The organism is Mesorhizobium sp. M7A.F.Ca.US.006.01.1.1 (assembly GCF_003997935.1).
GTDB lineage: Bacteria > Pseudomonadota > Alphaproteobacteria > Rhizobiales > Rhizobiaceae > Mesorhizobium.
In genome coordinates this window covers 1-17,284 of sequence record NZ_RZQL01000155.1, presented here as the reverse complement: position 1 = coordinate 17,284, position 17,284 = coordinate 1, and the positions used below count along the sequence as shown (strand labels likewise).

At 63.8% G+C, this 17,284-nt stretch carries 16 protein-coding genes and 1 pseudogene; 8 read left to right on the top strand and 9 right to left on the bottom strand.

Annotation, left to right across the window (positions count from 1 at the left end; all coding sequences use genetic code 11):
• Positions 1 to 614: pseudogene (locus EN943_RS24270) on the top strand (hypothetical protein); the annotation flags it as partial.
• 40 nt (positions 615 to 654) lie between these two features.
• Here the strand turns inward: EN943_RS24270 and EN943_RS24265 are convergent.
• The 6 genes from EN943_RS24265 to EN943_RS24240 form a co-directional block, all read right to left on the bottom strand.
• Positions 655 to 1,401: an FAD-binding oxidoreductase gene (locus EN943_RS24265; RefSeq protein ID WP_127414937.1), complete on the bottom strand. Its 747-nt coding sequence runs from the start codon at positions 1,399 to 1,401 to the stop codon at positions 655 to 657.
• Entirely contained in the window at positions 1,398 to 2,009 is a 612-nt protein-coding gene (locus EN943_RS24260) for a sulfite oxidase-like oxidoreductase (RefSeq protein ID WP_127414936.1), read from the bottom strand. Before EN943_RS24260 ends, EN943_RS24265 begins: the two co-directional genes overlap by 4 nt.
• A 149-nt stretch (positions 2,010 to 2,158) precedes the next feature.
• Positions 2,159 to 3,679, bottom strand: a complete 1,521-nt coding sequence (locus EN943_RS24255; RefSeq protein WP_127414935.1) for a DegQ family serine endoprotease — start codon at positions 3,677 to 3,679, stop codon at positions 2,159 to 2,161.
• 247 nt (positions 3,680 to 3,926) lie between these two features.
• The gene (locus EN943_RS24250; protein ID WP_127414938.1) at positions 3,927 to 4,646 is read right to left on the bottom strand and encodes an MBL fold metallo-hydrolase; all 720 of its coding nucleotides are present in this window, start codon (positions 4,644 to 4,646) and stop codon (positions 3,927 to 3,929) included.
• Positions 4,647 to 4,690: 44 nt separating this feature from the next.
• Positions 4,691 to 5,857, bottom strand: a complete 1,167-nt coding sequence (locus EN943_RS24245) for a diphosphate--fructose-6-phosphate 1-phosphotransferase (RefSeq protein ID WP_127414934.1) — start codon at positions 5,855 to 5,857, stop codon at positions 4,691 to 4,693.
• A gap of 100 nt (positions 5,858 to 5,957) precedes the next feature.
• On the bottom strand, positions 5,958 to 6,725 hold the full coding sequence (locus EN943_RS24240; RefSeq protein ID WP_127414933.1) for a L,D-transpeptidase: 768 nt from the start codon (positions 6,723 to 6,725) through the stop codon (positions 5,958 to 5,960).
• A gap of 240 nt (positions 6,726 to 6,965) precedes the next feature.
• Between EN943_RS24240 and EN943_RS38860 the strand changes: the two genes are divergently transcribed.
• Complete coding sequence (locus EN943_RS38860) at positions 6,966 to 7,088, top strand: hypothetical protein (protein ID WP_127414932.1); 123 nt, start codon at positions 6,966 to 6,968, stop codon at positions 7,086 to 7,088.
• Between the two features lie 96 nt (positions 7,089 to 7,184).
• On the top strand, positions 7,185 to 7,808 hold the full coding sequence (locus tag EN943_RS24230) for a LysE family translocator (protein WP_127414931.1): 624 nt from the start codon (positions 7,185 to 7,187) through the stop codon (positions 7,806 to 7,808).
• Between the two features lie 52 nt (positions 7,809 to 7,860).
• Here the strand turns inward: EN943_RS24230 and EN943_RS24225 are convergent, their stop codons facing one another.
• Entirely contained in the window at positions 7,861 to 10,650 is a 2,790-nt protein-coding gene (locus EN943_RS24225; RefSeq protein WP_127414930.1) for an autotransporter outer membrane beta-barrel domain-containing protein, read from the bottom strand.
• A gap of 226 nt (positions 10,651 to 10,876) precedes the next feature.
• Between EN943_RS24225 and EN943_RS24220 the strand changes: the two genes are divergently transcribed.
• Both EN943_RS24220 and xylB read left to right on the top strand, forming a co-directional pair.
• Positions 10,877 to 12,199 carry a tetratricopeptide repeat protein gene (locus EN943_RS24220; RefSeq protein WP_127414929.1) on the top strand — a complete coding sequence of 441 codons (1,323 nt, stop codon included), beginning with the start codon at positions 10,877 to 10,879 and terminating at the stop codon, positions 12,197 to 12,199.
• A gap of 82 nt (positions 12,200 to 12,281) precedes the next feature.
• Positions 12,282 to 13,736, top strand: a complete 1,455-nt coding sequence (xylB, locus tag EN943_RS24215; protein WP_127414928.1) for a xylulokinase — start codon at positions 12,282 to 12,284, stop codon at positions 13,734 to 13,736.
• Between the two features lie 32 nt (positions 13,737 to 13,768).
• Here the strand turns inward: xylB and EN943_RS24210 are convergent, their stop codons facing one another.
• Positions 13,769 to 14,131, bottom strand: a complete 363-nt coding sequence (locus tag EN943_RS24210; RefSeq protein ID WP_127414927.1) for a nuclear transport factor 2 family protein — start codon at positions 14,129 to 14,131, stop codon at positions 13,769 to 13,771.
• Between the two features lie 111 nt (positions 14,132 to 14,242).
• Between EN943_RS24210 and xylA the strand changes: the two genes are divergently transcribed.
• From xylA to EN943_RS24195, 3 genes are all read left to right on the top strand, one after another.
• The gene (xylA, locus tag EN943_RS24205; RefSeq protein ID WP_127414926.1) at positions 14,243 to 15,568 is read left to right on the top strand and encodes a xylose isomerase; all 1,326 of its coding nucleotides are present in this window, start codon (positions 14,243 to 14,245) and stop codon (positions 15,566 to 15,568) included.
• A 250-nt stretch (positions 15,569 to 15,818) separates the two neighbouring features.
• The gene (locus EN943_RS24200; RefSeq protein WP_127414925.1) at positions 15,819 to 16,295 is read left to right on the top strand and encodes an N-acetyltransferase; all 477 of its coding nucleotides are present in this window, start codon (positions 15,819 to 15,821) and stop codon (positions 16,293 to 16,295) included.
• 177 nt (positions 16,296 to 16,472) lie between these two features.
• Positions 16,473 to 16,676, top strand: a complete 204-nt coding sequence (locus EN943_RS24195) for a hypothetical protein (RefSeq protein WP_127398055.1) — start codon at positions 16,473 to 16,475, stop codon at positions 16,674 to 16,676.
• 14 nt (positions 16,677 to 16,690) lie between these two features.
• Here EN943_RS24195 and EN943_RS24190 read toward each other — a convergent pair.
• Positions 16,691 to 17,284 (bottom strand): helix-turn-helix domain-containing protein (locus tag EN943_RS24190; protein ID WP_127414924.1); only part of this gene is annotated, 594 nt, incomplete at its 5' end.

Genomic DNA, 17,284 nt, shown 5'->3' with positions numbered 1-17,284 from the left:
CCTATCTGGCGTTCGAGATCGGCATTCCGGTGCCGGAATCGACAATGGCCAGAATCTTGGAGATGGCCGACGGGGTTGGCCTGTCGCGTTGGTCGTCGGTTCTGCAAGCCAAGCCGCGCACGGATTTCGGCGGCCTGGTCTGGCTGTCGCGCGGGCTTGCCAAGCAGCTGCGCCTGAAGCGGAAGAAGGGCCGGTTGCAGCAGGAGCCGCCCGCCACACCTTGGCGCGGCAGACCGGCCGCACGCAAGCCGCAAGCCGCATCGGCGCCTCTGGTGTTTTCGCAGGCCATCGCCTGTCCGCAAACGCCCGGCGACATGATGCTCGATATCACCGTCAGGATCGGCGTTCCGCCGGTCCGGCGCCGCATCGAAATGGAGATCAATGACGGTGGCGAGCATATTGCTCGCCTGCGCGCCATCGCCATCAGCCGATCCGGCAGGGAACGCGTGCTGCATTTTCGCGGCAAGGTGACGCTCGACGGCGCGCGAGTTGCCTTGACGCTTGAGGCGCGGCCATCGCGACAGTTTCGCGAGTGGAACGACGCGGCCACGGTGGCCGCCTATGGCGCCTTGCCTTTCCAGCTGCTGTCGGCGGATTTCTCACCGGTCAGCTGAAGGCGAATCCGACGAACCTTTTCCGAAAGGCTGCGTCGGTTCAAACTCCGTAGCGTTCGGTGCGAATGATTTCGGCTGCAACGCCGGCATCGATCAGCGCCTGAGCGGCCGCGGAAACGAAGGCGTTGGAGCCGCAGACGAAGGCGATGCCGGGCGGCTCGGGCAGCCGCGTCATGACTTGAACCATCATCGCGACGTCCACCCGCCGCGCATAGTCGGCTGGACGGCGTGCGGCTTCGCGGGTCAGCGTCAGCACCAGGTCGAAGCCGTCCTGGCGCTCGTCGAGGGCGATCAACTCGTCACGAAAGATCACCTCGTCCCAGACCCGGACCGAAAAGACCAGGACGACGGGCACCGCTGAACTACGCGCGGCGCGATGGCGGAGCATCGACATCAAGGGCACGACGCCCGAACCGCCGCCGACCAGAACAAGCGGCCCACTCTCATCCTTCGGCCAGACGAAATGCCCGCCAAGTGGCCCACGCAGTTCGATTTCATCGCCCACTGCCGCGACCTCGTGGAAGAAGGGCGAGACCTCGCCATCGTCGAGTTTTTCGATCGCCAGTTCGATTGCGCCGTTCGTTTCGGGCGCGGAGGCAATGGAATAGGAGCGGCGCGCCTGATAGCCGTCCGGCGCCGTCAGCCTGACGTCGACATGCTGCCCGGCGCGATAGGCGAAGGGCCGAGACGGCTGCAAAAAGAAGCTGGTGACGCGCGGCGTGCGCTTTTCGATGCGGACGATGCTGGCTGTTTGCCAGGGCGACTGCACTGCCGCCGCATCGCTCATGGATCGTCCGTGTAGCGCTGTTCGCGCCATGGGTCGCCATAGATGTGGTAGCCGCGCAATTCCCAGAAACCGGGCTCGTCTCGCGTGGTGAATTGCAGGCCGTTCAGCCATTTGGCCGACTTCCAGAAATAAAGGTGCGGCACCAGCAGCCTTGCCGGGCCGCCATGGTCCGGTGTGATCGGCTTGCCTTCGTAAAGCAGCGCCACCATGGCCTTGCCGGCGGTGAGGTCCGCGACCGGTACGTTGGTGGTGTAACCGTCGAACGCGTGCGCCAGCGTGAAGCCGGTCGGCGGCTCCACACCCGCATCGGCAAGGATATCGTCGACCAGCACGCCCTGCCACGGCGTGTCGAACTTGGTCCATGCTGTCACGCAATGGATATCGCGTGTCATCTTGGTCAACGGCAGCGCGTTGAACTCGGCCCAGTTCCATTTCTTGATCGGACGTGGCCCATGTTTCAGCGTGAAAGACCAATCCTCGGTACGCACACGCGGCGTTGGACCGGCTGACAGCACCGGGAAACCCTGTTCCAGATATTGGCCTGGCGGGATGCGGGCCTCGCCATCGGTTGGCGGGCGCCGTCCTGAAGAGAAACCTCGGGTGACCATAGCGGCAATCCCCATGCAATCAGGCCACTATCGGCCTGACGCAATGTTCTCGAAGATGTCGTGACGGGCAACCGAAATCTTGACGGGCGGAGACCGGCGGGACCGTCACCGATGGACCTGCCGCTCCGCGTGCACGTCAACGCCAGTTCTCAGCCACTGGCAAAAGGCACCGCGATGTACATTTGAGCGTCGCCACGCTCGACCAGCAACAGCACCGATTTCCTGCCGGACTTGCCGGCCAAGGCGATCGCCTGGGTTACCTGCCTGGCATTCTTGACCGGCACCTGATTGACGGCAACAATGATGTCGCCGGCCTGTATTCCGGAAGCGGCGGCCGCTTTGTCGGGGTTGACGCTGGCAACCACCGCGCCGTGCTGCTTGCCGGCAAGGTTCATCTGCTGGCGAATGTCGGGCGTTATATCCATCAAGCCGAGCCCTATCGCCGGAGCGCGCCCGGCGCTGGGCGCGTCGGACCCGTCGTCCAGCGACGCGGTCTTCACATCGTCGCTGTTGTGGCCGACATCGACGGAAATCCGCATCGGCTTGCCCTTGCGCCAGACATCGACCGTTTCCCTGGCGCCCGGCGCGACATCGGCGACCGCCCGCGACAGGTCCTTGGGATCCTTCACGTCCTGCCCGGCAAAGCTGGTGATGACGTCACCCGTCTCGATGCCGGCCTTGGCAGCCGGCGAACCGTCGTTGACCTCTGAAACCAGCGCGCCGCCGGTATGGTCGAGCCCGATGGCGCTCGCGACGTCCGGCGTCACCTCCTGGATCTGAACGCCGAGATAACCGTACTGGATGGAGCCGCCCTTCATCAGCTTGGCGACCACCTTCTGGGCCTGGTCCGATGGAATGGCAAAGCCGACACCGACGCTGCCGCCATTGGGCGAATAGATTGCCGTGTTGATGCCGACGACATTGCCGGCGACATCCACCAGCGGGCCGCCGGAATTGCCGTGGTTGATCGGCGCGTCGATCTGGATGAAATCGTCGAACGGGCCACTATGCAGGTCACGGCCGCGCGCCGAGACGATGCCTGCCGTGACGGTGGTGCCGATGCCGAACGGGTTGCCGAAGGCCAGCACCTGGTCGCCTGGCATGAGCTTGTCGGAATCGCCCCATTTGACGGTCGGCAGGGGTTTGTCCGACTTGATCTTGAGCACGGCGAGATCGTTCTTGGCATCGCGGCCGACAAGCTTGGCCGGAAGTTCGGTGCCGTCGTCGAGCGTCACCTTGATCGAAGAGGCACCATCGATGACGTGATTGTTGGTGACGACGGTGCCATCCGCGCCGACGATGAAGCCGGAACCCAGCGCCTCGGCGCGCTGCGGTTGCTGTTGTGGCGGCGTCTTGGGCGTCGGCATGCCCTGGTCACCGAAGAACTGGCGGAAATAGTCATCGAAAGGCGAGCCGCCGTCGAAAGGAGAGGCATCGCTCATCGTTTCAGGCTGTGCCTTCATGACGGTGGTGACCGTCACCACTGCCGGCTTGTCGGCGGCAACGATGGGTGCGAACGAGCCATTGGGCGCTGTGATGCCGGCAACAGGTGTCTGGGTCGTCGGAACGGTGTTGCCCGCGCTTTTGGCGAAAGACATGACGAAGGGGGATATGATCAGCGCAGCGCCCAGCAAGGCCGCGACGCGATGCCTACGAAGGATATCTGACATGGTCGTTTGTCCGGGCGAGAGTTGATCCAGCGCCGTGGCCTCTCCCGTGCGGGAAATCGGTCATCGGCGTGTCGAGGTCGCAATTGCCCGTCTCGCCTACATGGCAGCCAACCGGATCGACGGCCTTCCATCTAGGGCGCGGATTGGCCCGATTTAGGGTTTTCGGCCGACCTTACGAAGATTTAATATCCGCACGGCGGCAGGGTCGCGAAGTCGTCGGGCCGCGCCTTGCTGCCTCGCTGGAGCTTCAGACCCGGTCGGTTCGCTCGAGATAGGCCGTGGCAATCTCGCGCATGCGCTTGCCGTCGAAGCTCGGTCCGTGTCCACCATGACCGATGCGGATCGGCAGGTCGAGCAGGCGCTGCATCGTGCTGACATAGGCGGCTCGGTCGGAATCCGGCAGGTCGTCGATCAGCATGGCATCGTAGATGGCATCGCCGCTGAAGAACAGCCCGTCGGCCTCGTCGAACAGCGCGATTGAATCCGGTGAATGGCCCGCCAGATGCAGCACCCGAAACTGCCGGTCGCCAAGATCGACGACATCGCCCTCGTCCAGGGTTCGCGTCAACGGCGCGGGCGGGATCCTGTAGTCGACCGACTTCCATCCGGGCGCCGGCAGTTTAGAGACGGCACCCTCGAGGTCATGGAACATGTAGGCGTAGGTCACAGCCTCATCCATGCTCTCGAACCGAGCCGCGCTCATCCTTGGCCCGGCCCGCAACGGGAATTCATGCAGCGAGCCGACGTGGTCGAGATGGATGTGGGTGGCAACGACCAGCAGCGGCTTGCCCTCCGCCGTCTCGATCTGCGGCGCCAGCGGACAAATGCCCATGCCGGTGTCGACCAGCAGGTCGGCATCGCGACCGCGCAGATGCCAGATATTGGCCCGAACATAGGCATGCACGAAGGGCTCGGTCAGCATCGTCGTCTTGTCGTCGACGACGCTCCTGCTGAACCAGCCCGGCATCACTGGCATCAAGCGTGAGCCTGACATCAAGTTTGAGCCGGGCATCAGACGAAGGGCTTCCCGACCTTGTACTTTTCCGGCACCAGCCGCTTGAGATAGGCCATGCCGGCATCCGACAGCTGATTGACGTCGGGCTTCATGAAATCGTCCGGCATGTGGCGTGTCTTGCCGGCGACGTTCTCGAGCGGCACTTTCTTCAGCACCGTTCTGGTGCCGTCATATTGCAGCGCCACCGAGCCGCCGCCCTGTTCGGCGACGGTGACGGCGAAAGCGCCGGCATCGAACGCCTCCTGCGCGTCGACCGCGCTGATGGCGCCGATATAGCCGCGCGGCATGTAGCCGAGCGCATCGACGCGGGCCCGCTTGCCGGGCAAGCCTTCCGCCAACGCGCGCTCGAGTGCGGCCGGCAGGTCGCTGCCCGACAACTTGACGTTGCCGTGCGCGTCGCGCTCGAGCTTGTCCGGCGGCACCAGGCTTTCGACCAGTGCCTTGCCGTCGGCGGTGCTGACCCCTTCCGAAACGGCGACGATGCAGCGCTTGTGGCGATCGAGCGTGGCGCGCACGTCGTCGATGAAGCCGGCGGCTGAGAATGGGCGCTCGGGCACGTAGACGAGGTGCGGGCCGCTGTCAGGGTCGAGCTGCCAGGCGGCTGCAGCCGCGGTCAAGAAGCCCGCATGTCGGCCCATGACGATGCCGACATAAATGCCGGGCAGCGCACGAAAATCGAGATCGACGGACAGGAAGGCGCTGGCGACGAACTCGGCCGCCGAAATGAAGCCCGGCGTGTGGTCGTTTTCCTCGAGATCATTGTCGATGGTTTTCGGCGCATGGACGAAGGCAATCGAGCCGCCGGCGGCATCGGTCAGGATCTGCTGGGTACCCGACGTGTCGTTGCCGCCGATATAGATGAAGGCGTCGGCGCCGGCCTTCTTCAGGCCGTTGAGGATGACATCACAATAGGCGGCGTCGGGCTTGTCGCGGGTCGAGCCGAGGGCGGCGCTCGGCGTGCCGGCAATCAGCCGCAGCCGGTCCTCGGGGATGGCGGAAAGGTCGACATAATTGCCGTCACGGATGCCGCGCACGCCATGGATCGAGCCCAGCACCTTGGCACCTGGATGCCGCTTGCGGATCTCCAGTGTCGCCCCGACAACCGTCTGGTTGATGACGGCGGTTGGGCCGCCGCCCTGCGCGATGACAAACGTTCCAGCCATGCTTGATTTCTCCCGGCGCGATGGTTTTCAAGGCACCTTGGCCTGTCTTGCTGCATCGCGCAACGGGAGTTTCGAGCGGCGCCAACACGCCGCATAAGCGTCAGACGACGACGACCGGATTTTTCTTGGAGACGCGGCTGTAGAGGTCGATGATGTCCTGGTTGATCAGGCGCACGCAGCCCGACGACATCGCCTGGCCGATGCTCCACCATTCGGGCGAGCCGTGGATGCGATAGCCGGTGTCCTTGCCGTCCTGGTAGATGTAGAGGGCACGCGCGCCGAGCGGATTGGTGAGGCCGCCGGGCTGTCCGGCCTGCCACTTCACCAGTTCAGGCTTGCGGGCGATCATCTCCGGCGGCGGCGTCCAGGTCGGCCATTCCCTGCCGTACTGGATGTCGGCGCGGCCGGACCAGCGGAAACCATCCTTGCCGATGCCGACGCCGTAGCGAATGGCGTCGCCACCCGGCTGGACGAGATAGAGCATGCGCTCCTTGAGATGGACGACGATGGTGCCGGGCGCCTCGCCTGTCGTGTCGACGACGATCTGGCGGCGGAATTCCGGCTTGACCTTCAGATATGGCACTTCCGGCACGTTGAAGCCGCCGTCGGTCAGCGCGGCATACATGACGCCGGGGCTGGTGATGTTCTTGTCGACGCTGATGCTTGGCCGGATCGGCCGCACGGAACCCGTGGTGACGTCGTCGAGCTCGAGCGCCGGCAGACCGCCGCCCGAGGTCGAGCAACCGGCGGCGCTCAGCAGCGCGAGCGCCCCTGCCCCGGATAGGATGGCGCGGCGGGAAAGATGATGATCGGTTTCGATTGCGTCGCCATTTCGCGGCGGCGTCAGACCTTGCGGCAACTCACGCATATACCCAGACCCTACGCTGTCGGCGGGAAGCACGGTCCGGCCGGATAGCGGGCATTTTCATCATTCATGGTTGATAAAGCGTGAAGACCTTGCACAGCCTGCATTTGCGCATGGCCTTTGGCGATGTTCGACCTTCTTGCCTGAGCTTGAACGAAGGCTGCTGCACAAAAAGACATCGGTCGGTTCATATTCCCGGCGTCGGCGTTTCCTACTCCTCGAACCATCAGCGAGGGGGCCTCCGTGTGCAAGACCTTAAAAACCGACATCAAGCTTTTTGCCGCTGCCATTGTCGCGGCGGCAACCGTTCTCGGTGCCAATGTCAGCCTGGCCGATATCGTGAGCACGCTGAGCGGCGTGAACTGACACCGATCTGCCGTTGGCGCAGTTAGGGAAATCGCCTCTTTACATTCTCCCAGGCCTAAGGATTTATCCTCTTCTTTAAGCTCAAAGGAGACGAGCATGTCCTTCGAAAACTGGGCCGCCTTCGCCGCCGCGTCGACGATCCTCCTCATCATTCCGGGTCCGACCATCCTGCTGGTCGTGTCCTACGCGCTGGGCCAGGGCTGGCGCACCGCCTTGCCGATGGCCGTCGGCGTGGCGCTGGGGGATTTCACCGCGATGACATTGTCGATGCTGGGCATCGGCGCGCTGCTGGCAGCGTCGGCGACCGTCTTCACCATCCTGAAGCTGATCGGCGCCGGCTATCTGATCTATCTCGGCGTGAAACTGTTTCGCGCCGGCGGCGCGCTGAAGGCCGAACCGCGCACCGACGCGGTCTCCTCGGCCAAGATGATGGCGCACGCCTGGCTGGTCACCGCGCTCAACCCGAAAAGCATCACCTTCTTCGTCGCCTTCCTGCCGCAGTTCCTCGACCGGCAAGCCGATTTCTGGACGCAGATGCTGATCTTCGAGACGACCTTCCTGGCACTCGCCTTCGCCAATGCCTTCGGCTATGCGCTGATCGCGGCACGCGCACGCAACGTGGTGCGCAATCCCAAGGCGATCCGCATTTTCAACCGCACCGGCGGCACGCTGCTGGTCGGCGCCGGTATCGCCACGGTGGCGATGCGTTCCAGCAATTAGGCTCTCTTTTTGACCATGATCCCGAAACTGGTTTCCGGGATCATGGTCAGCCTCACCATTTGACGCTGAAGCCGAGATTGCCTTCGAGGATCCGGCGTTTGTCGCCGCCGAGATTGGTGGTGTAGTCGCCGGTGGCGAAGATGCTGACCTTGTCCGTCACCTTGGCGATCACGCCGCCGCCGAACTCGAACGAGGTCGATCTGCCCTCGGTCGAGATGTCGGTGGTGTCGAAATTGACATGGCTGGTGCCGCCGAAATCGTGCCAGATGTTGGCCTTGAGGTACGGCTGCAGCGCCATGCCATTGATCGTTGTTTCGCCTTGCAGCCGTGCGCCGAGCCGGCCGGTCACGCTGCCGTCCGTATCGAAGGAAACCGAAGCAAAGCGGTCCGACGCATCGTCGAGCGACAGTTGCTGCCAGACCAGTTGCGCCTGCGGCTCAAGCGTCCAGCCTTGTCCTAGCGCTATTGGATAACCGCCTTCCAGCGAAGCGGTGACGCCGGTGCCGCCGACGTCGATGCCGATGTCGCGCGACGATGTCGCGCTGCCACCGAAGAAGGTGGCCATGAGGACCCCGTCCAGGTACCAGCCACCCTGACCGATCCGGGTCCAGTAGCCGCCGACGCTGGTGCCGTTGATATCCATGCTGCCGACGGACAGATCGTTCCAGCCCAGCGCCTGGCCGCGCACGTCGCCATTCATGCTGGCATAGGCGACGAACAGGCCGGCGCGATCGGTCTGGCCCGACGCGGTTTCGCGGCCGAACAGATCGAAGCCCGCCTGGAGGCCGAACAGGGTGCCGTCGAAGGACGGCGATACCGTTCCTGAATATGCCATCTTGCTGTCCTGACCGAAGATGCGGCCCCAGACCGGCGACAGCTCGGTGTTCGACAACAGGCTCTGCTCGCCGCGCCGTTCGTGGAAGGTGCCGAGCGTCGTCATCGCCAGATGTTCGGCGACCGGCGGCAAGGCCGAATAGACCGGAACCTCGATGCGATAGAGCAGTATCTCCTCACCCGCGGCCGGTGTCGGCAGGTCGGGTGTCTCCGTCGGCACCACCGGTGGCGGAGGTGGCGGATCCGCCACTGGCGCCGGCGGTGGTGCCGGTGGTGTCGCGGGCGGCGGATCGGTCGGCACGACCGGCGGCGCCGGATCAACCGGATCGGGGTCGCCGGGCGTGGATTCCGGCGGAGGCGGTGGCGCAGGGTCGATGGGCGGTGGTGGCGGCGGTTCGGCCGCCGGCGGCTCAGGTTCCGGCGGCGGAGTGGGCTCCATCGCCGGTGGCGCTGCCGCCGGCGATGTCGGTGTTATCAGCGTCGAGCGCAGGTACCAGTTTTCCTCGCTGCCGGCACTGACGCCGCCCTTGAACAGATAATATTCGAAGGCACCGGCCGCGACTGGGGCGTCGAGGGCAAAGGCATCGGCGCTGGATGTGCCACCGTTGACCGCCTGGACGACCATGATGCCGTCCGCCGTGGTCGCAGCACCCGCGCCGCCGACATTGACCACTCCGATGCCGGTCGAACCGGAAGCCGTCCCGCCCGACAGGACCAACTTGTCAGATGCGGAGGAATCGTCACCGAGCTCGGTCTGGATGAGCAGCAGGCCGCCCAGGCCGACATAATTGCCCGAAATCGTCAGGCTGTCGGTGGCGCCGGTGCTGCCATTGGTCAGGTCGATGCGTCCGGCATTGGTGACCTGCGCCAACTGGCCTGCCGTAAAGGCCTGGATCGCCGCGTTGAAACCACCGCCATAGAGCGTGCTTGCGGCATCGACACTGAGCGAACCTGTGCCGGTGCCGCTGTCGCCGAGCACCAGATTGCCGTCGAGCGTCAGCTCGGTGTCATTGGTGGCGTCGATGCTCTCCCAGTTCTGGAGCCGGCTGACCCCATCCAGTTTGACGTTGTCCAGGGTCAGCGCATCGCTGCCGGCACCACCTGATATGGCGTCCGTGGCGCCGAGATTGGCGTTGGTGAGGTTGCTGAGCTTGGCGGTGTCGTTATCGCCGCCGAGATCGACGGAACCATAGATGATGCCGCCACCGTTCCAGACGAAACTGTCGGCGCCGAAGCTCATCAGTATATCGCCACCGACCGTGCCGCCGGTGACCGTGACGCTGTCATCGCCGCCGCTGACGCTGATGTTGCCGCCGATGGTGCCGCCCGACAGGATGATCGTGTCCTTGTCGAAGCCGGTGACGAGGTTGCGGTCGATGGTGCCGCCGGACATGTTGAAGTAGTTCTGGTCGAGCTTCATGTTGACGCGGCCGATGCGGCCACCGGTCATCACGGCGCGGTCGCCATCGTCGAAGAAATCGACGATGCGTCCGCCGGTCATGGTGAAGGTGTCGAGGCCGTCGCCCTGGTTGAGCGAGCCGATCTGGCCGCCGCTCATGTTGAAGTCGTCGATGCCGGCGCCCTGCTGGACATTGCCGCCGACGGTACCCGCGCCAATGGTGAAGAAATCCGTGCCGCCGCCCTGATCGACGGTGCCGGTGATGGTGCCGGACTGCATGTCGATGCGGTCCGTGCCGACACCAAAGGTGACGTTGCCTGATATCTGCCCGGTGCCGCCGGCGGGAAAATTCAGCGTGTTATCGCCATCGGCATCGGTGAGGCTGCCGCCCGAGTCGCCGCTATCGCAGGTGTAGACGGTGTTTCCGGCGATTGGGCCCAGCACGCATGCGGCAAACGCAGCTGAATTGGGCAGCAACGCAAAGGCCGTAGTTGAGAAGATGCTAATAAGCCAAGGGTGTAGCGGATGTGGCTTTCGCCGTGGCGAAGCAACTGTCACCTGCGCATCCTCCGAACGACTGTTCGGAAGCGAGTTCTTCATATGCCGCATCGCGTCCCCTCTCGATTCGCGATTTCCAGCCCCCGCCAGTCGCCGCAATGAAGACACAATCCATTCAATTTTACAAAGCCTAATCTGCTCCTCATGGTTGCTAAACTGCAAAGACTACTGAAATGGTCTGGCGCAACGCGCGTTTGGCGTGTCGTGGACCATGCTTTAGGATCGATTTGGGCCGAAGGGATCGAGGGCCGGTCACAGGTCGATGAAAGGACATCGCATGGCAATCAGGGACGCATTCGGCCTGACGCTTTCGGGTGCAACGGAGGCGGGGTTCGCCCCCTACAGCCAGGCGGTGCGCGAACTGCAGTGCTTCATCGGCGATCCCGTGGCGTCCATCGACCACGCCATCGCGGAAGATCCCGGCTTCGTCATGGCTCATGTCTTCAAGGGATATCTGTTCGGCCTCGCCACCGAGCGGGAGGCGACGGCGGTGGCCAAGGCTTGCCATGAGGCCGCACTGCCGCTTGCCGCGACCACGCGCGAGCAGACGCATGTCTCGGCCCTTGGCCATCTTGCCAACGGGCGCTGGCATCAAGCCAGCCGCATTCTCGAGGACATCACCATCGAGACCCCGCGCGATGGGCTGGCGCTGCAGGTCGGCCACCAGATCGATTTCTTCACCGGCAATGCACGCATGCTGCGCGACCGCATCGCACGCGCCCTGACGTCCTGGCAAAGCGGCATGCCCGGCTACCACGCCATGCTCGGCATGCAGGCCTTCGGGCTGGAGGAAATGGGTGATTATGTCAGGGCCGAGCAGCTTGGCCGCTCGGCGGTCGACATCGAGCCGCGCGACGGCTGGGCGCAGCACGCCGTCGCGCATGTCATGGAAATGCAGAGCCGGCAAAGGGATGGCATTGCCTGGATGCAGGCCAACCCGGAAGCGTGGACAAGAGAGAGCTTCCTGCAGGTCCACAATTGGTGGCACCTGGCGCTGTTCCATTACGATCTCGGCGAGACCGACGCGGTGCTGGCCCTCTATGACGGCCCGATCTACAGCGTGCAATCGACGATGGCGCTCAATATGGTCGATGCCTCGGCAGTCCTGTGGCGGCTCCACCTCGGCGGCGTGGATGTCGGCGATCGCTGGGCAGCGCTCGCCGCCAACTGGCGCAAGGCCGGAGCGGGCCTTTATGCCTTCAATGATGCCCACGCGATGATGGCCTTTGTCGGCGCAGGGCTCGGGGCGCCGGCCCTCGCTTTGCTCGAGACCCAGCGCGAGGCCATGCGTGGCAGCGACGACAACGCGGATTTCACAAGGGATGTAGGCCATCCGCTGACGCTTGCCATCAAGGCATTCGGTGAGGGCAGCTACGCCGAGGCCGTACGCCTGATCCGGCCGATCCGCTCGATCGCCCATCGTTTCGGCGGCAGCCACGCCCAGCGCGATGTTATCGACCTGACGCTGATCGAGGCGGCCCTACGCGCCGGTGACGGTGCGCTGGCCAGGGCGCTCACGGCGGAACGTTCAATGGCGCGGCCCGACAGTCCGCTGTCAGCGCTGTTTGTGCGACGCGCCGCCGATTTGTCGGAGAATTGACCCGAAGCGGATCTTGTTTTAAAAACTGGCCAAGCCAGATTTTTTCGAGACCCGAAAAAATTACCTGGCGTGGGAGGAAGACATGTATCTGGGCCTCGATCTCGGGACGTCGGGCGTCAAGGCGCTGCTGATCGATGCCGGGCAAACCGTCATCGGTTCCGGCCACGGTTCGCTTGATGTTTCACGGCCGCATCCCGGCTGGTCGGAACAGAATCCCGAGCACTGGATCCGGGCCTGCGAAGACGCAATCGCCGAGCTCAAATCCTCCCATCCGGAGGAACTCACGGCAGTCAAGGGCATCGGCCTGTCCGGGCAGATGCACGGCGCCACGCTGCTCGACGCCGCCGACAAGGTGCTGCGTCCCTGCATCCTGTGGAACGACACGCGCAGCCATGCCGAGGCGGCCATCCTCGATGCCGATCCGCGCTTCCGCGCCCTGACCGGCAACATCGTATTTCCCGGTTTCACCGCGCCGAAACTTGCCTGGGTGAAAAACAACGAGCCCGCTGTCTTCGCCAAGGTGGCAAAAGTGCTGCTGCCCAAGGATTTCCTGCGGCTCTGGCTTTCGGGCGAGCACATTTCGGAAATGTCGGATTCTGCCGGCACGTCCTGGCTCGATGTCGGCAAGCGCCGCTGGAGTGCGGACCTGCTCGCGGCGACATCGCTCGATGAAAAGCAGATGCCGTCGCTGGTCGAGGGTACGCACAAGGCAGGCGCGCTGCGCAGCGAATTGGCCTCGAAGTGGGGCGTCCAGGCCGGCATTCCGATCGCCGGCGGCGCCGGCGACAACGCGGCCTCGGCCTGCGGCATGGGCACGGTCGGCGCCGGCCACGCTTTTGTTTCGCTCGGCACGTCGGGCGTGCTGTTTGCCGCCAATGCTTCCTACCTGCCCAATCCGGCAAGTGCCGTGCATACCTTCTGCCACGCGCTTCCGCACACCTGGCACCAGATGGGCGTCATCCTGTCGGCGACCGATTCGCTCAACTGGCTGTCCGAAATCACCGGGAAGAACGCCGGCGAATTGACCACTGAGCTCGGCGATACTTTGAAGGCACCCAGCGGCGTGTCCTTCCTGCCTTATCTCTCGGGTGAGCGCACACCCCACAATGATTCTGCCATTCGCGGCGCGTTCACCGGGCTGGCGCATGAATCGAGCCGTGCCGTGCTGACCCAGGCCGTGCTGGAGGGTGTAGCCTTTGCCTTCCGCGACAGCCTCGAAGCCCTGGCCACGGCCGGCACCAGCTTGACGCGGGTGACGGCGATCGGCGGCGGTTCGCGCTCGCGTTACTGGTTGAAGGCGATTGCGACGGCGCTTCAACTGCCTGTCGACATTCCCGCCGACGGCGATTTCGGCGCAGCCTTTGGCGCCGCGCGCCTCGGCCTGATTGCGGCGACGGGTGCCGATCCGCTTGAAATCTGTAGGGCACCGAGGACCGATGCCACTATCGAACCGGACGCGGCACTCGGCGGCGCCTATGCCGATGCCTATCAGCGCTACCAGGCGCTGTACCCGGCGATCAAGGTCGCCACGGCGTGAGCGATCTTTCGCCCACGCCGCGGCTGTCCCGCTCACTGCGCCGGCACCTTGTCGAGGAAACCGGTGACGCTCTTGAGGCGGCCGTTCTCGATAATTCCGATGTCGGTACCTTCGATCATCGAAGGCGTCCCCTCAGGTCCGAGATTCCACGAGAAGCGAATCTTGTCGGCAAAACCGTCCGGCGTGCCTTTCAGCGAGAACCGGAAGCCGGCAAAACGCTGCTGCACGCCGTCGATCAGGGCCGCGACGCCTTCATGGCCGTCGCCCTGCATGAGCGGATCACGATAGCTGACGTCTTCCGTGAAGGTCGCCTTGAGCAATTCGGCCCGGCGGTTGGCATCGCTTTCGTTCCAGGCGGTGATGTAGTTCCGGGCGATCTTGGTGAGGTCGGTCATGGTCTGTCTCCTTCGGTTGGTGCTTTGACATGACCCTTTTCGACCAGCGCCGACCTGAAACCAATTACGCCTGAGGTAATGGCGGCAGAACTTTGTGAGAGGACAGAAATCATGAGCAGCGGATTTTTCGGCGACATCAAGACGATCAAATATGAAGGGCCGGATTCGACCAATCCGCTGGCCTATAGGTTCTACAATCCCGATGAGGTTGTCGCCGGCAAGCGGTTGGAAGATCATCTGCGCTTCGCCGTCGCCTACTGGCATTCTTTTGCCTGGCCGGGGGGCGATCCGTTCGGCGGCCAGACTTTCGACCGGCCGTGGTTCCCCAAGGTAGGCGGCACCGACACGATGGAGTTGGCCAAGCTCAAGGCTGATGTCGCCTTCGAGATGTTCTCGCTGCTCGGTGCGCCTTACTTCTGCTTCCACGACGCCGATGTGCGGCCGGAAGGCAAGGATTTTTCCGAGAGTGCGGCGCACCTCGATGAGATCGCCGATTACTTCGCGGGCAAGATGAAGCAGACCGGCGTCAAGCTGCTTTGGGGCACCGCCAATCTGTTCTCCAACCGCCGCTTCATGTCGGGTGCGGCCACCAATCCCGACCCGGATGTCTTTGCCTATGCGGCGGCGACGGTGAAAAGCTGCCTTGACGTCACCAAGAGGCTGAAGGGCGAGAACTACGTGCTGTGGGGCGGGCGCGAGGGCTATGAGACGCTGCTCAACACCGACCTCGCGCGCGAGCAGGAACAGGCCGGCCGGTTCCTCAGCATGGTCGTCGACTACAAGCACAAGATCGGCTTCAAGGGCACGATCCTGATCGAGCCGAAGCCGCAGGAGCCGACCAAGCATCAGTACGATTACGATGTCGCCACGGTCTATGGCTTCCTCAAGCGCTTCGGGCTGGAGAAGGAGGTCAAGGTCAATATCGAGCAGGGCCACGCCATCCTGGCCGGCCATTCCTTTGAGCACGAACTGGCTCTGGCCAATGCGCTCGGCATTTTCGGTTCGATCGACATGAACCGCAACGACTACCAGTCGGGCTGGGACACCGACCAGTTCCCCAACAACGTGCCGGAAATGGCACTGGCCTACTACCAAGTCCTGCAGGCCGGCGGATTCAAGACGGGCGGCACCAATTTCGACGCCAAGCTGCGCCGCCAGTCGCTCGATCCGCAGGACCTGCTGATCGGCCATATCGGCGGCATGGACTCTTGCGCTCGCGGCCTGAAAGCTGCAGCGCGCATGGTCGAGGACAAGGCGCTGTCGGCGCCGCTGGCCGAACGCTATGCCGGCTGGAACACGGCCGAGGGCAAGGCGATGCTTGCCGGCAAGCGCACGCTTGAGGATATCGCCGAGCGTGTCGTCAAGAAGAAGATCGAGCCGCAGCCGAGGTCCGGCCGCCAGGAACTGCTGGAAAACATCGTCAACCGGTACGTGTAAGGCGAGCGCCGCTCCATCTCTGGACCGACATCCGGCACCACTGGCTGAAAGCCGCCGCCATCGCCATCTGCTAGTCAGCGCATTTCGCGAGAGGCTGCCGAGGATCGCACAGATCTTCGGCAGCCAGCGTGAGATCAAGATGCCACGCGTGTCGCCGAAACAGGGCCTGTGCGGCAGCCTTATTTTTATGCATGTCGTCATCCCAAAACCGCTGTGCACTTTTGGGACATGCATTGGCGGGAGACGGAAAATGGCAGAAGATCGAATCATCGTGCGCCCAGCGCTGGCGAACGATATTCCGGCGCTGAAGCAGGTGCTGCATGAAACATTCGAAGGCACCTGGCTGCCAAACATCACCGAAGCAGCGGCGCGGCGCTATGTCGAGACGGATATTGGCGGGCGCTATGTCGACCAGAGCTGGCCTGAATTCGCCGTTGCCGACATCGATGGCGAGGTCGCTGGCCTGATCCATTGGCGCGCGGATTTCATCGAGGCGCTGCACGTGATGGCATCCCGTCAAGGCCAAGGTGTCGGCCGCAAGCTGCTTTCCCATGCCGAACAGGCGATAGGCGCCGCCGGGTTGGCGCAGGCGCGGCTGGAAACCGACACGTTCAACCTGCCCGCACAAGCACTCTACAAGGCGGTCGGCTATGTCGAGAAAAACCGCTATCCCGATGACGAATGGGACAGTGGCTTCACCACGGTGCTGTTCGAAAAGCGGCTGTAGATTTCTCCTTGACCTGAGCTGCCGGGGCGCAGGAACAGCTTTGCGCATGGCCCGGTCCCGCGACATGGTTTTGCCCTTCGACGCCCTTCAATGACCTCGCTCTTGCCTTCAAACTGCCGTCACGAATCTCGTATAAGACTGGCTCGTGGCGGGAGAGGAAGAAGGAGGCGAACCGATATGCAGAACGAACGTGAAATCGACGCCCTGCTCTCACCTGGCGAGGCTGGATCGATCATCGACCGGCTGATGGCGATGCCGAGGAAAACGGACGACGCCAAGATTTCGAATGAATGGGATCGCGCCGTGGCCAGCCGCTTCGAGACCCGTCTGGCCAGACAGATGCGCTCGCAAATCGACGGCGACCGCCAGAACGCGGCCTGATCGCCCGTTGAAACCTACCCCCTCCGCAACCTGACCGGCGCTTCGCCAAAAGCCCGTGAAAACGCTCTCGAAAATGCCGCGGCGGACGAAAATCCGGTCCGCCCGGCAATGTCGGCCATGGCAACCCTTGTATCGACCACCAGCCGGCGCGCGGCGCCGAGGCGCAGCCTGAGGTAATAGGCGCCCGGTGTCTCGCCGATGGATTTGCGAAAGATGCTTTCCAGCGTGCGCGCCGTCACCCCGGCGCGCTTGGCCACCGCTTCGATGGTCAGTGGCTGGTCGACATGCGCTTCCATCAGGCGGATGGCTTGCGCAAGGCGCGGGTCGTAGCCGTCGAGGCGGCCGAGCGAAACCAGCGGCTGTGCGTCGGTGGCGGCGCGCGCCTGGTCGTAGATAAAGACGCTGGCGACATCGAGCGCGACGGCCATGCCGAGCCGCGTGCGGATGAGATGCAGCATCAGGTCGAAGGTCGGCGACGCGCCGCCCGAGGTGAACACCGGCCCGTCGATGACATAGCGGTCAGGGCGGACATCGACGCCGGGGAAGGCCGAGGAAAAGTCCTCCATGTCCTCCCAGTGGGTGGTGGCGCTGCGCCCTTCCAGCAGGCC